This window comes from Rheinheimera maricola, assembly GCF_016918075.2.
In the GTDB taxonomy this organism is placed as follows: Bacteria; Pseudomonadota; Gammaproteobacteria; order Enterobacterales; family Alteromonadaceae; genus Alishewanella; species Alishewanella maricola_A.
Genome location: NZ_JAERPS020000003.1, coordinates 278,627 through 293,019, shown reverse-complemented (window position 1 = coordinate 293,019; position 14,393 = coordinate 278,627). Strand labels below are relative to the sequence as shown.

Here is a 14,393-nt window from a genome sequence, read left to right as displayed (position 1 = left end):
CATCCTTGCCACAGACGCTCTGTTTAGCAGTTAAACCTCGTCGCTTGAGACATATGCTTGACGGTTGGCACAAGCAGAGCAAGTGCGGATGTACCTTTTTCAGCGACCGTTGGAGGCCATGGATGCTGACAAATTCGTCAGGAACGAATTTGAACAGCTTCGCTGGCCCCATGGGGTGAATTTCATTGATGAAATTCATAAATCGAGCCCCCATGGATGGGTTTACGGCGTGTCACAGCAAAAATGTACGCAGCGATTGCGTGTTCGAATCTCCGTTTCTGCTTTTACGGCCGGATGCTGATGCCATCGGCAATCAGCTTGGCTTTAAGCGCCGCTATTTCAATAATGCCTTTGTGAAACACACTGGCAGCAAGGGCGCCATCCACATCGGCTTGGTTAAACACATCGCTAAAATGTTGCATAGTGCCGGCGCCGCCGCTGGCGATTAACGGCACAGTACAAATATCGCGGATGCTTTTTAGCTGCGCGATATCATAACCCTGGCGCACGCCATCCTGATTCATGCAGTTAAGCACAATTTCACCGGCGCCACGGCTTAGCACTTCTGCTACCCAATCACGGGTAAGCCATTGGGTTTTTTTTGTGCAGCTTTCATCGCCGGTAAACTGGTATACCTGATACTGGCCTGAGGCGACATCAAAAAAACTGTCTATGCCAATAACTACACATTGCTGGCCAAAATTATGATTCAGCTCGTTGATCAGCTCTGGTCTTGATAGCGCAGGGCTGTTGACTGAAATTTTATCAGCGCCCATCTCCAAAATTTTACCAGCATCGGCTACGGTTTTTATGCCACCGGCGACGCAAAACGGAATATCGATCACTTCGGCAATGCGTTTAACCCAGCTTTTATCCACTACGCGACCATCGCTGGAGGCGGTAATATCATAAAACACCAGTTCGTCAGCGCCAGCCTCAGCATAGCGCTGCGCCAGCGGTACTATATCACCGATAATCTCATGGTTACGAAATTGTACGCCTTTAACCACTTTGCCATCGCGTACATCCAGGCAGGGAATTAACCGTTTTGCCAGCATGCTATGGCCTCCTCCAGCGTAAATTTACCTTCAAGCAAGGAGCGACCCAGAATGACCCCGGCGACGCCGCTGCCAATTAAGGCGCGAATATCGTCCAGCTTGCCAATGCCGCCAGAGGCCTGCCACTGAATTTGCGGGTAGTTTGCTGCCAGCTCTTTATACAGCTGCACATTAGAGCCAGTTAAGGTGCCGTCTTTACTGATGTCGGTACATAACACATGCTGAGCGCCGGCGGCGATATAGCCATCCAGCACCTGCTCCAGGGTAATATTGGATTGCTCAATCCAGCCATGCGAGGGCAGGGTTTTCTCGCCATTGTCGTTTATGGCTACATCCAGCGCCAACACGATTTGCTCGCCGCCGTATTTGCGCACCCAGCCTTGCACCAGTTCGCGTTGGCGAATGGCTAAACTGCCAATAACCACACGGCCAGCACCGGCGTCGAGTAAGTCTTTTACATCTTGCTCAGAGCGCACACCGCCGCCAACCTGAATATGCAGCGGTGCCGCGCTCATCAGCTCAGTTAGTAATGTTAACTGGCGTTTAGTGGCATCTTTGGCGCCGGACAAATCGACAATATGCAGCCAGTCGGCACCTGCACCGGCGTACTGATTACGCAGGCCAAGCGGGCTGAAATCGTATTCGGTAGTGTTGTCGTAACGGCCCTGATACAGTCGCACCACAGTGCCGTCAATTAAATCAATGGCGGGGATAATCATAGCTGCCACTCCAGAAAGTTTTGCAATAAACGCGCGCCGGTTTTACCCGAGCGCTCAGGGTGAAACTGTGCGCCGGCGACATTATCTTTACCAATAACCGCGGCAAAATCGCTGCCGTAGTGACATTGCGCCAGTGCGTGCGCTCCCGCTGCAACAGCAAAGCTGTGGACAAAATACACATAGTCTGTGACAGAAAAACCGCGCATTAACGGGTGTTCACTGATGCTGTGCAATGTGTTCCAGCCCATATGTGGTAAACGCAGGCCAGCGCTTTGCATTGGCAGTACTTCGCCCGGAATAAGGTTTAAACAGCCAACATCGCCTTCCATGCTGTGGCTGGTGAGCATTTGCATACCTAAGCAGATGCCTAATAGCGGTTGCTGCAAGCCTTGCAGGGTGTCAATCAGCTCTGCTTGCTCAAGCTTGGCCATGGCATTGTGCGCAGTACCCACGCCCGGCAGCAGCACTTTGTCGGCGGCTTTAATCACTTTGGCATCACGGCTAATCGTGGCCTCAATACCTAAGCGTTTAAAGGCAAAATACACCGAGCTGATATTGGCGCAGCCGGTATCAACAATGACCAGTTGCATTAAAGTACTCCTTTTGAGCTTGGCAGCGCCTCGCCCGATACGGTAATCGCCTGGCGCAGCGCACGGCCAAAGGCTTTAAACAGGCCCTCTACCTTGTGGTGCTTATTGCCTTCGGTAATGCTTAAGTGCAGTGACATCAGCATGGCATCGCTTAACGAGCGGAAAAAGTGCGGCACCATTTCCAGGGTTAAACCACCTACAGCGCCGTCGCCCAGCTCGCCGTTAAACACAAATAACGGCCGGCCGGATAAATCCAGTACACACTCGGCGCGGCATTCATCCATCGGCAACACAAAACCAAAACGGTTAATGCCACGTTTGTTGCCCAGTGCCTGCTTTAATGCCTGGCCCAGCGCCAGTGCGGTGTCTTCAACACTGTGGTGATCGTCAATGTGATAATCGCCGGTAACTTTTACCTGCAGTGAAAAGCCGCCGTGGGTGGCAATTTGCTCCAGCATGTGGTCAAAAAAGCCCACACCGGTGCCAAAAAAGTTATTGCCGCTGTTATCCAGATCAACGCTGATCTCAATGTCAGTTTCACGGGTGGTACGGCGCACGGTGGCTTTGCGGCCGCGGCTTAGCAGCTGCTTGGTAATATCCTGCCAGCCCAGCGTGTCGCGGTTATATTGAAATGCCGGCAGCCCCATATTCTCGGCTAGCTGCACATCAGTTAACCTGTCGCCAATCACGTAAGAATTGGTAAAGTCGATTTTACCCTGTTGCAGATAGTCTTTTACCAAGCCAAGTTTCGGCTTGCGGCAACTGCAGTTGTCACTGTCAAAGTGCGGGCAAATCAATACGTCATCAAAGTTAATGCCTTGCGAGGTCAACAGCTGCATCATTTTGTTCTGCGGTGCATCAAAGGTATCGCGCGGGAAGCTACTAGTACCTAAACCATCCTGATTGGTTACCATCACTAAACGGTAGCCGGCAGCTTGTAGCTTTAATAAGGCCGGCACTAAGCCCGGCTCATAAGCCAGCTTTTCCAGGCTATCCAGCTGCTTGTCAATTGGCGGCTCTTCTACCATGGTGCCGTCGCGGTCGATAAATAAAATAGGCTGGCCACTCATGCGCGTGCTCTCTTAGTTGCTTCGTTATTTAAAAAATATTGCTGCATCGCCTGCTGTAAGCGTTGCATTTCATCTGCGGTGCCAACCGACACCCGCACCACTTGCGATAAACCCAGCTGGCTGGACTGATTGCGGATTAAAATATCGGCGTTAATTAGCGCGCTGACGCAGTCGGCGGCGTTGTCTACCTGCAGCAGCACATAGTTGGCGTTGCTGGGCCAGACTTTGTTAATGCCGCTTTGGCTTTTGGCAAAGCTGATAAAGTCATCGCGTAGCTGATTAATTGTCGCCACGCTTTGCTGCATTTGCGCTATGCCTGCGTTAGATAACGCCTGGGCAGCAATTTGCGCCACCGGCTCGGCAATCGGGTAGGGCGCTATCATTTTTTTCAGTGCGTTAATCACATCGACTGAGGCCAGCGTAAAGCCACAGCGTAAACCGGCGAGGCCAAAGGCTTTAGACAGGGTTCGCAGGATAACTAAATGTGGATAGTGGCTCAGTAAGTCTACTACCGATGCCTGGGGCGCAAACTCGATATAGGCTTCGTCCACTACTACTAATGCTTTAGCGGCAAAGTGCTCAAGCACAGCGATAATTTGCTCACGCGGGATCAAATCACCGGTCGGGTTATTCGGGCTGCAAATAAACACCAGTTTTGGATTAGTAGCAAAAATGCCGGCCAAATCCAGCTGCTCATTGTTAATTAACAGCACTTTATTCACTAGGGTTTGGTTACTTTCAGCGCTAATCGCATACATGCCGTAAGTCGGCGGGCAAATAGTAATGCTGTCTTGCTTAGGCTCACAAAAGCTGCGGATCAAAAGCTCAATGCCTTCATCGGCGCCGCGGCTGACCAGCACCTGCTCCGGGTTTACACCTGCATAGGCGGCATAGCCATTAATTACCGCCTTAGGTTGGCAGGACGGATAGCGGTTAAAAGTGCCGTCTAATTGATAGCTTGGTGCCAGCGCGTTTTCATTGGCGTTAAGCCACACCGCGCCGCCACTCATGCTGCTGCGTGCTGATGCGTAAGGCACCAGATCTTTGACGATTTGTCTGGCTAAGTTAGCTACGCCAGTAGGATTTTTATCAGACATGTTTATTCAACCCTAATTGCTATTATTCAGTTCAGCCAGACGCAAGCGCACTGCATTGGCGTGCGCATCTAAGCTTTCCGCTTCAGCCAGCGTGACGATGGCCGGGCCAATATTGCGCATGCCTTGCGCCGTTAATTTTTGCACCGTGAAGCGGCGGTAAAAATCGGCCAGTGACAAACTCGACACGGTTTTGCTGTAGCCATAAGTCGGTAACACATGGTTTGTGCCGCTGGCGTAATCGCCGGCCGACTCCGGCGTCCATTTACCGACAAAGATACTGGCTGCACTGTTAAATTGCTCAGTAAGCTCATCATCTACAGCAGTTTGCACAATTAAGTGCTCTGGTGCATAGGCATTGGTTACCGCTACCGCCTGGGCTAAATCGGCGGTTAAAATATAACGGCTGTGGCTCAGTGCGGCCGAGGCGATGTCTTTACGGGGTAACCGGGCTAATTGGCTGACGACCTCAGCCTGCACGGCGTCTATTAACGCTGCGCTGTCGCTGACTAAAATGACCTGAGAGTCGGGGCCGTGCTCGGCTTGCGATAACAAGTCTGCGGCAACAAACGCCGGGTTGGCGCTGTTATCTGCCAGCACCAGTACTTCAGACGGCCCAGCCGGCATATCAATTTGCGCGCCCTTGGCATCCTGGCTCACCTGCTGTTTGGCTTCGGTGACATAGCGGTTGCCGGGGCCAAATATTTTATCCACTTTGGCAATAGTTTGCGTGCCATAGGCCAGCGCAGCAATAGCCTGTGCTCCGCCGATGGTGTAAATCTCGTTAATACCACACAGCTCTGCTGCGTACAGAATTTCTGCTGCAATATCACCGGCTTCCGGTTTACCCGGCGGCGTAACCAACACAATACGCTCGCAACCGGCTAACTGCGCTGGTACGCCCAGCATCAGCACGGTGGACGGCAAAGGCGCACTGCCGCCCGGGATATACAAGCCTACTGCGGCAATGGCGCGACTTTTTAGCTGGCACATAACACCGGCGCTGGTTTCCACTTCGATATCGCGTGGTAACTGGGCAGCATGGAATTTACGGATATTGTCATACGCCAACTCAATGGCGGCTTTACGTTCGGGCAAAAGCTTATTTAACTGTGCCATTTTAGTCTGCACACTTAAACGCAGTGGGTTAGCTGTTAAGCCATCAAACTGCTTACTAAAAGCAACAAGGGCTGCATCGCCTTGCTGACGCACAGTATTAATAATGGCCCGTACTTGCTCACCTAAAACGGCAGAGTCGGCAAGCTCAGGCCGCGCCAATGCCGCTTGTTGCTCAGTGGCGGATAACTGCGACCAATCAAATACCCGGCTCATAGCTACTCCATCATCTTTTCAATTGGCAGTACCAAAATTGAGCTGGCGCCCAGGGCTTTTAATTGCTCCATGGTTTCCCAAAACAGCGTTTCACTGCTGACCACGTGAATGGCCACCATGTCATTATTCCCGGCCAACGGCAGCATGGTGGGGTTTTCAGCGCCCGGCAGCAGTGCAATCACTTCATCTAAGCGGGCGCGTGGTGCGTGCAGCATAATGTATTTGCTTTCATTGGCTTGCATCACGCCATTAATGCGCGGCATCAGCTTATTAATCAGCTTAAGCTGGCGCTCATCGCTTAAGCCTTTGCGCTGAATAAGTACCGCTTTGCTGCGGTATATTACATCAACTTCTTTTAAGCCATTGGCTTCTAAAGTTGCGCCGGTAGAGACTAAATCACAGATCGCATCGGCCAGGCCGGCACGGGGCGCTACTTCAACCGAGCCTTTTAAATTAACAATACGGGCACTGACACCTTGCTCTTTTAAATAACGCGCCAGCAAGCGCGGGTAGGTGGTGGCAATGGTTTTGCCGTCCAGCGAGGCAATACCGCTGTAGTCCTCTTCCTGCGGTACGGCAATCGACAAGCGGCAGCCGCCAAAGTCCAGCCGTTTTAATACCGTGTAATCAAAGCTGTCGTTGTCCAGCTTGCGCTGCAGTGATTCTTCTTCCAGCACGTTTTCACCAACGATGCCCAAATCACAGACGCCATCCATCACCAAGCCCGGTATGTCGTCATCACGCACGCGCAAAATGTCAATATCCATATTCTCGACATGGGCGATAAGGCGCTGCTCGCGCAAGTTGATTTTTAGGCCGCAGCTGGCGAACAGGGCTTGGGAGTCGACCGATAAACGGCCGGATTTCTGCATGGCGATACGTAAGCGTTTAGATTCTGTTGCCGGACTCATAATAGTCTCCGTGACGATAATTAAAATGTGTAATGCGAATAAACAAAAACCCCGGGCCTGGGCTCGGGGTTTTTGTTGCTGTACCACCGGAGCGCCAGAAAACAGCCCTCCGAAAATTCCGGACGGCTAGTCGCTATGATGGTGTAGTACAGTGCCAGTTTTCATTTCGCAATTCTTGCTTATTAAGATGTTATACAACTTAATCGTTGCGTGTTTAAACTGCAAGTGTAAATTTAGCTGGCATTCAAGTGCGTAAAATTGTTAAGTAATTGAATTTGTTATAATTGTTGTTAATCTGTGCTGTTTGTCTGAAAAATTAATTTTGCTGTTAGTGTCTGGCTTTAGTTAGTTACGGTATGAAAAATGCTCAACTTGTATAGTCAATGCAATTCAGGTTGGTAGTTGTTGCAGTTGCCTTGGGCTGTGAGTTAGTAACTCGTAGCCATCATGGGTTAACACAATATCATCTTCAATCCGCACGCCGCCAAAACCGGGTTTATACAAGCCAGGTTCAATGGTTATTACCATACCCGGCTGCAATACCACATCACAGCCGCGGCGCATTAACGGATATTCGTGCAGCGCCAGGCCAACGCCGTGGCCTAAACCTTCACCAACATAAGCCGCATAAGGTGAGGCGCTAAGTACCTGCTGCGCTATCTGATCTAATTGATGGCCAGTGATACCGGGCTTTACCGCCGCCAGCGCTGCCTGCTGGGCGTTAAATACAGTTTGATAAAATTGCTGCTGTTCAGCACTGGCCTGACCCAGCACCACAGTGCGGGTCATATCAGAGCGATAGCCTTCAACGCGGGCGCCAAAATCCAGCAGGATCCAATCGCCGCGCTCGAAGCGGCGCTGACCGGGTTTGCCATGGGGTAAGGCGCTACGTGCACCAGACAGCAGTATGGTAGGGAAAGCCAGTTCATCTGCGCCCAACGCATAAATTTTGTGTTGTAGTAAGTCTGCGGCTTCGCGCTCCGTCATGCCCAGCTGTAGTTGCGGCAGTAACCAGGCGAGGGCGTTGTCGGCAATGCTCGCTGCCTGGCACAGGCACTTTAGCTCCTGTGGGTCTTTGCAGGCACGTAATTGCTCGGTCAGATTAGCGGCCGGGCTTAACGTAAGCGGTAACTCATGCTGTAATTGCCGATATAGCTCGACACTCAGATGGGCATATTCCAGCTGTAATCGATTGATAGGCAGTGGCGCTAACAGCTGCGCAATGCATTGACCAAGGCTTTGCGCCGAGCGGTCGCGGCAGATAATAGTAAAACTGGCGCATTCTGTCTGCGCCTGCTCTGTGTAGCGATAATCTGTTAGCAAAAATTGCTGCTCTGCGGTAATAAGCAGGCTGGCGGAGCTGCCACTAAAACCTGACAGGTAGCGGATATTCAGTGGTTCAGTCAGCAGCAGGGCTTGGTAGTCCAGCTTGGCCATCATCTGGCGTAGTTTGCTTAAGCGCATGGTTTTGCCTTTGGCTATTTTTGTATACAATATCCAAATATGCGCTTTGCCGCAAGTGACGTTTATACCGCATGGCTAAGTTATTGCTGCAGCAATAAATGTATTTGATATACTGCATACCATGTTAATGCAAAAGCAGGCACTGTAATGGTTGTTGAATATAAAACCCGCACCCAGGTGGTCGTGGAAGCGATCCGGGAAAAAATTCTTACCGGTGCTATTAAAGCCGGTGAGCCACTGCGTCAGGCGGCTTTGGCCGATGAATTAAAAGTGAGCCGTATTCCAGTGCGCGAAGCACTGCTGCAGCTGGAAGCCGAGGGCCTGGTTGAATTTGAAGCGCATAAAGGCGCTACTGCCACCAAGCTATCGGCAGAGCAGGTTACTGAATTATTTGAACTGCGTGCCTTGCTGGAGTGCGAGTTGCTACGTATGGCGATCCCTAACCTTACTGAAGCCGAGCTGGCACAAAGTGAGCTGTTATTGCAGCAGATGAGTACCGCCTATCAGGCGGCTGATACCTCAGGTAGCTGGAGCGAGCTAAATAGTCGTTTTCATATGAGCTTATACCGTGCAGCCAAGCGACCACTCACGTTTGAAATGGTACAAAACCTGAACAGCAATTCTGACCGTTATATCCGTGTGCATTTAATGCTGGCTGGTGGAGTAAAAAAAGCTGAACCGGAGCACAGTAATTTATTACAGCTGGTCAGGCAGAAAAAAACCGACGCCGCCTGCAAACTGCTGAAACAGCATATTCTGGGGGCGGCCGCAGAGATAAAACAGCTGGTAACCAAGCTGGATACAAATTAGCGCAGCACTGTTATAGCTACGATACTAAAACGGGCAGCCAGGCTGCCCGTTTTTTTATAGCGCTACTCTACGATAAACACTTTCAAATCAACATTGTTAAAGCCTTCTAAGGTATTAACCATAATATGGTAATAGCTGCCTGGGACGATATTAGGCAGATGAATTTTTTGTGTGGTACCGCGCGAAATGCTGGATGCGCCATCATAGTTGCCTGGCGTTGGCCAGCCCTGGCGTTTTACGTACAGCTGGGCATCACCGGTGCCGTTACTCAGGGTAAAATATAAGGCTTTGGCATGCGGCGGCACATACACCCACTGGTACAGTGCGTAATTGCTGCTAAGTGCCGGCCATTGCTGCAACGAGGTTAAGTTACCCAGCTTCCAGCTGGCGGTTAGGTTGGCATCAGTAAACTGGCGGTAGCCATGCAACATAACAAACCAATCCGGTTGTTGCGGCTGCAATACGTTAACCCGTTCACGGTTGCCGATAGCGTAAGGTCGGAAGTCCCATTCTGTCAGGCTGGCGGCCAATTGCTGGCGCACATACAAGTCAAGATCTCCGCTGCCGCCTGTTGTTGTAATACTCAGATCATAGGCGTTTTCCGGCAGCGCGATGCGGTAGTGTTGCTCTGAATCCCGCGCACCACTCACCGTTACCGGCACGCCATTTTGCAGTGCTGTTACCGGGTTAGTGTTGTTGCTACAGTCGTCATTGGCAACGATGCAGTCCAGCCATTGATGAAACTCGGCATCAAACTGATTGCCCCAGGCGGCAATAATTTCAGCATAAGGCGTGTAATCCGGCAGTTGGGGGGTGTCGCCATCGTTAATCTGGCCGCAGGTCCAGACCCAGTTGCCTTCACTCCACTCGCTGTCGTCATACAGCCAGCTCCAATTATTGGCAATAGCGTCGTTCTTGCTCTGCCAGCCCCAGTCAAAGCTACAGGGCGCGTCGGAAATAACATACTTAGCGGCGCGCATGCTGGGCAATAATTCAGTGTCGATAAGCTGACGCTGGCGTTCAAACATAAAGCGGGTGGCTAAATAACCCCAATAGTAAGTGCGTGCGGTGTTGCTATTGGCATAGGTGGTTTGAAACAGCTCACTTAACTGGTAGGTTTTATCAGCTGCCACCGCTAATGCAGTAGGGTTGTCCGATCCCTTGGAGGAATATTCGGCCAGGCCTTCGCCCCACCAGACCAAGTTTGTCGGCTGATCGCTAAAGCTGCCCCATTGGTTAAAGCGGCCATCCAGATAATGTACATATTCGTGTTCTAAATTCCACACCACAAATTCCGGCTGTAACCAGGTGGCTTGATAGGCAATAAAGCGCGCCTGATTGTTTGGATCAGATGGCGTGCCTTCCAGGTACATGCCGCCATTATTGGTGTCGATATTGAAAAAGGTACCAGCGTAGTTTTGATAATCAGCGGACGAGCTGAATATCACCATTTCCAGTGCGGTATTATTGTCGTTGGCGACTGGGCTGCTGTTGCCAAACTGGGCATGGAAGCTTTGTTCCTGCACAGCCAGATCGCTACAAATTTGCTGTAAGTTGTTGGCTGCTATGGGCTGCTGATAGCGCAGTTTCAAAGTATCACCACAGGTATGCTGGCCGCTAAGTACGGTGCTTTCCAGGTCAAATTCACAGGCATCGCCATACAGCTGGCAATTGCCGCTGTCGTACAGTTTTACCATGCCCTGGGCAATTACCCAGCCATTAGAGCCGTTACCATTAAACTGATACGTGCTAAGAATAGTCTGCATTGCCGGACGTACCTGCTGGGCTATAGCGCCACCAAACTTCAGCAACCGGCCCAGTTCAGTAACCGCATCAGACCATTGATACTCACGCGTGTGGCCAACCAGCCACAGGCCGTCGGTAAGGACAAAGTCACGCAGGTTGCTAATAATTTGCGGCTCGCTAACCAACAGTTGCTGCAGTGCTGCGCTGCCGTTATTAGTGGCATTAAAGTAATGTGTTAACACCTGCGTCAGGCCGTTTTCTTCATACGCCACGCCCCAATTATCACTGCGTGATACGCTAGTGCTATAACCTTTTAGCGCCTGACTAAAGCGGGCTAAGTAGCGCAGTGCATCAGTACCGGAACTGTTCACCAGGATCAGCATTTCGTAGCGCAGCATAAAGTTGCGCGATACGTTACCGTCAAAGCGGACAAAGTGGCTGCCGGCAAAATATTGGTCAAAAGCCTGCTGTAAGGTGCTCAGATACGCGGCGCTAAACTGGCGGTTGCTGCCAGCTTCTACCCAGTGCATCGCACGCAGGTAGCTGACCAGTTTTTCTAATTCGGCCGCACCAGTGGCATCTGAGCCATCAAAGCTGGCCATAAGGTTGCTAATTGCCTGCACCACAGTAAGAATTTTTGCATCGCTAAAATGCGCGCTACCTAATAACGCATTATCGTACAGCCCGTATAAGCAACTGGTTAGGCTGGCGCCTTCAATGGCGCTGACTAACTCTGCACCAGTTAGAGGCAGCAGAGTAGCAGGCGAGGTGCAGCTACTTTGCTGCATCAGTTGCTGCCTGTTGGCTAAATGCATAGCCTTGTCGGCATCAGGCACCAGGTGTGAGGGCAATGGTAGTTGGTTACGCTCGGCATACAGTTTGGCCTGTATTTTTTCAAACTCATGCGGTGATACCAGCCTGGGCGGTTTGGGGCTGTGCTGCATGGCATTATGCTCGTGGCCATGTTGTAAATCCTGTGCCAGCATACCCGGATGGGAAGGTGAGGCTGGCTCGGCGGCCAGTAAGGCGCTGCTGCCAAATAGCAGGCTAAGCAGCAAAGTGTTTGTTTTCATTTGTTTTTGTTCCTTCTGGTGAAGTCGTTATAGTTATTTGCCATAAGTGGCCGACCTAACTTAGCATAAAAAATATTGTATACAATATAATATATAGTTTGATTAGAATTTAAAACCATGAGGTAAATAGCGTTTTGACATAAGGTAAATAAGGAACAAACAGATTAAATGAAATTGGATATTGTATACACTTACTCTGATTGCTATGCTGCAGCGTCGATGTCTGAAGAGGAAATAGTATGTCTGCTCGTTATCTGCTACTTAGCGCCGCCCTATGGTTCATGCCGGCGGCAGCTACAGAATTGCCTGCAATGCCATTAGCTTATGCTAAAGCACAGCAGTTTTTTTACCCTAAAGTGCGGCCGTTAGTGCTAAACGCCGAGCTGCCGTTTTACTGGCAACAGCAAGGTTACTGGTTTAGCCGGCAAGAAGCCGATGGCCGCCGGTTTTACTTTGCCGACAGCTTGCAGCAAACGCCGCAGCAATTAGATATAACTAAATTGGCGCGCGCGCTGGGAGCGACGGCCGCGCTGGATACTGACAACTTACAACTGCGGCTTAACCGCAGCGATAACAACTGGCACGCAAAATTACAGTACCAACAACAAAGCTGGCAGTGTCAGCTAGGGCTATCGACGCCGCAACAACAGGGGCAATATCAGTGTCAGCAACTGGCACAGCAGGGCGCTGTAACCTCACCGGATAAGCGCTGGCAGCTGGATAGTGTGGCGCATAATCTGCAATTAACTGAACTTAGCACTGGCCGCATGCAGCAACTGACCACAGATGGCAGTGGCGATTATGCCTGGGGCGAGCTGAATGACTGGTATCAGCTGGACCAGATTAATGGCGCGGCGGTAGCGCCCAAACGCAGTACGCAGTTTGTCTGGTCAGGTGATAGCCGCTACGCCGCCACCTTTGTGCTGGACAGGCGCACTATGCCAACGCTACATATGCTGCAAAACCTGCCAGATCAGGGCCACAGCGCAGTGTTGCACTCTTATAAACGCGCTTTACCGGGTAATGATCAGCGCTCGCATTATCAACTGGCGATTGTTGATGCGCATAGCGGCAAACTAAGCATGACGCAGCTGCCGCCGCTTGAAACCACGCAAAACTGGGGCGATGTCAGCTGGCATGACGACGGCTTTTTTTATCTGGTAGCTCGCGACCGCGGCATGCGGGCGCTGACATTATGGCAAATTAGTCCTGCTGGGGTGGCAACGATTAAATGGCAGGAGCGCAGCGAGCAGTTTCTCGATTATGCTAAACACGACATTGCCTGGCTGGACTCTGAGCAATTTATTTTCAGCTCTGAGCGCGATGGTTGGAACCACCTATATTTACAACAGCAAAATGACGATATACGTCAGGTGACTCAAGGCGATTTTGTCGTGCGCCAGCTGCACGGCATCGACCACAGCAAGCAACAGCTGTATTTCTCCGCGTCGGGTCGCGAGCCCGGCGATCCGTACTTTCGCTACCTGTACCGCATTAATCTGGATGGCAGCGGGTTAACTTTGCTTACACCAGAATATGCTGATCATCAGGTAAGCCTGGCGCCAGACTGGCAGCATTTTTATGATAGTTATTCCCGCGTTGATTTGCCCACCGTCAGTAGCATTAGACAGAGCCTCGATGGCGCTGTGTTACAAACTTTGGCGGTAGCCGATGACAGCGCACTGCGCGCCACGGGCTGGCAACCGCCAGAGCCGTTTAACGTATTGGCACGCGATGGCAAAACAGCGCTGTATGGCCTGCTGTACAAACCGGTTAATTTTGACCCAACCAAGCGCTATGCGGTGGTGCAGCATATGTATGCCGGGCCACACACTATCGTTAGTGCCAAGCGCTTCTCCCGTGGTTTTGCCAATACAGAAACGCCGATTGCCCAGTTGGGGTTTGTGGTGCTGAACTTAGATCCGCTCGGTACGGCACATCGCTCGCGGGCTTTTCACCTGCACAGTTATAAAAATCTCGGTGATATCGGTGGGCCGGACTATATCACTGGCTTGCAGCAACTGGCAGCCAAGCGGCCTTATCTTGATCTAAGCCGGGTAGGCGCTTACGGCCACTCGGCCGGTGGCTATGATGCGGCCAGGGCGTTGCTAAAATATGGTGATTTTTACAAGGTAGCCGTATCTTCTGCCGGTAATCATGATCACCGTATGTCAAAAGCCTGGTGGCCGGAAATGTGGATGGGCATGCCAGCAGAGGGCTCGCACTACGACAGCAATAGCAATATGACGCTGGCGCATCAGTTAAGCGGCAAGCTGTTATTAGCCACGGGGGATTTAGATAATAATGTTAATCCGGCCAACAGTTTCCGGCTGGCGGCAGCCATTCAGGCAGCCAACCGCGACGTGGATTTGCTGGTGCTGGCCAACAAAGACCACGATTTACGTGAAGATAGCTATTTTACCCGCCGGCGCTGGGACTATTTTGTCCGCCATTTACTTGAGCAAACACCACCAGCGTTTTTCCACATTAGCACTAACTGAACAAATTAACCCGACGCTCTTTAGC

At 51.2% G+C, this 14,393-nt stretch carries 11 protein-coding genes; 2 read left to right on the top strand and 9 right to left on the bottom strand.

The annotated features are described in order from the left end of the window. Nucleotides 1-284: 284 nt before the first annotated feature. The 8 genes from hisF to I4W93_RS10005 all read right to left on the bottom strand — a co-directional run bounded on the left by hisF (nt 285) and on the right by I4W93_RS10005 (nt 8,238). Nucleotides 285-1,058 carry an imidazole glycerol phosphate synthase subunit HisF gene (gene hisF / locus I4W93_RS10040; protein ID WP_205311055.1) on the bottom strand — a complete coding sequence of 258 codons (774 nt, stop codon included), beginning with the start codon at nt 1,056-1,058 and terminating at the stop codon, nt 285-287. Continuing rightward, on the bottom strand, nt 1,040-1,777 hold the full coding sequence (gene hisA, locus I4W93_RS10035; RefSeq protein WP_205311056.1) for a 1-(5-phosphoribosyl)-5-[(5-phosphoribosylamino)methylideneamino]imidazole-4-carboxamide isomerase: 738 nt from the start codon (nt 1,775-1,777) through the stop codon (nt 1,040-1,042). The genes hisF and hisA overlap by 19 nt, the downstream gene beginning before the upstream one ends. Further along, nucleotides 1,774-2,367 (bottom strand): imidazole glycerol phosphate synthase subunit HisH, encoded by a 594-nt coding sequence (gene hisH / locus I4W93_RS10030; RefSeq protein ID WP_205311057.1) that lies wholly within the window; start codon nt 2,365-2,367, stop codon nt 1,774-1,776. The genes hisA and hisH overlap by 4 nt, the downstream gene beginning before the upstream one ends. Further along, on the bottom strand, nt 2,367-3,437 hold the full coding sequence (hisB, locus tag I4W93_RS10025) for a bifunctional histidinol-phosphatase/imidazoleglycerol-phosphate dehydratase HisB (RefSeq protein ID WP_205311058.1): 1,071 nt from the start codon (nt 3,435-3,437) through the stop codon (nt 2,367-2,369). The genes hisH and hisB overlap by 1 nt, the downstream gene beginning before the upstream one ends. Next, nucleotides 3,434-4,534 carry a histidinol-phosphate transaminase gene (gene hisC / locus I4W93_RS10020; protein WP_205311059.1) on the bottom strand — a complete coding sequence of 367 codons (1,101 nt, stop codon included), beginning with the start codon at nt 4,532-4,534 and terminating at the stop codon, nt 3,434-3,436. The genes hisB and hisC overlap by 4 nt, the downstream gene beginning before the upstream one ends. A 12-nt stretch (nt 4,535-4,546) precedes the next feature. After that, a complete protein-coding gene (gene hisD / locus I4W93_RS10015; protein ID WP_205311060.1) occupies nt 4,547-5,863 on the bottom strand; it encodes a histidinol dehydrogenase in 1,317 nt (438 codons plus the stop codon). Nucleotides 5,864-5,865: 2 nt separating this feature from the next. Then, nucleotides 5,866-6,774, bottom strand: a complete 909-nt coding sequence (gene hisG / locus I4W93_RS10010; RefSeq protein WP_205311061.1) for an ATP phosphoribosyltransferase — start codon at nt 6,772-6,774, stop codon at nt 5,866-5,868. 390 nt (nt 6,775-7,164) lie between these two features. After that, nucleotides 7,165-8,238 carry a M24 family metallopeptidase gene (locus tag I4W93_RS10005; protein ID WP_205311062.1) on the bottom strand — a complete coding sequence of 358 codons (1,074 nt, stop codon included), beginning with the start codon at nt 8,236-8,238 and terminating at the stop codon, nt 7,165-7,167. 147 nt (nt 8,239-8,385) lie between these two features. On the opposite strand from I4W93_RS10005, the gene I4W93_RS10000 reads away from it, so the two are divergent. Beyond that, nucleotides 8,386-9,048 carry a GntR family transcriptional regulator gene (locus tag I4W93_RS10000; RefSeq protein WP_205311063.1) on the top strand — a complete coding sequence of 221 codons (663 nt, stop codon included), beginning with the start codon at nt 8,386-8,388 and terminating at the stop codon, nt 9,046-9,048. 62 nt (nt 9,049-9,110) lie between these two features. Here the strand turns inward: I4W93_RS10000 and I4W93_RS09995 are convergent, their stop codons facing one another. Further along, a complete protein-coding gene (locus I4W93_RS09995; protein WP_205311064.1) occupies nt 9,111-11,867 on the bottom strand; it encodes a M9 family metallopeptidase in 2,757 nt (918 codons plus the stop codon). Between the two features lie 239 nt (nt 11,868-12,106). Here I4W93_RS09995 and I4W93_RS09990 point away from each other — a divergent pair, with 239 nt between their 5' ends. Next, nucleotides 12,107-14,368 carry a S9 family peptidase gene (locus I4W93_RS09990; RefSeq protein ID WP_205311065.1) on the top strand — a complete coding sequence of 754 codons (2,262 nt, stop codon included), beginning with the start codon at nt 12,107-12,109 and terminating at the stop codon, nt 14,366-14,368. Nucleotides 14,369-14,393: the final 25 nt, after the last annotated feature.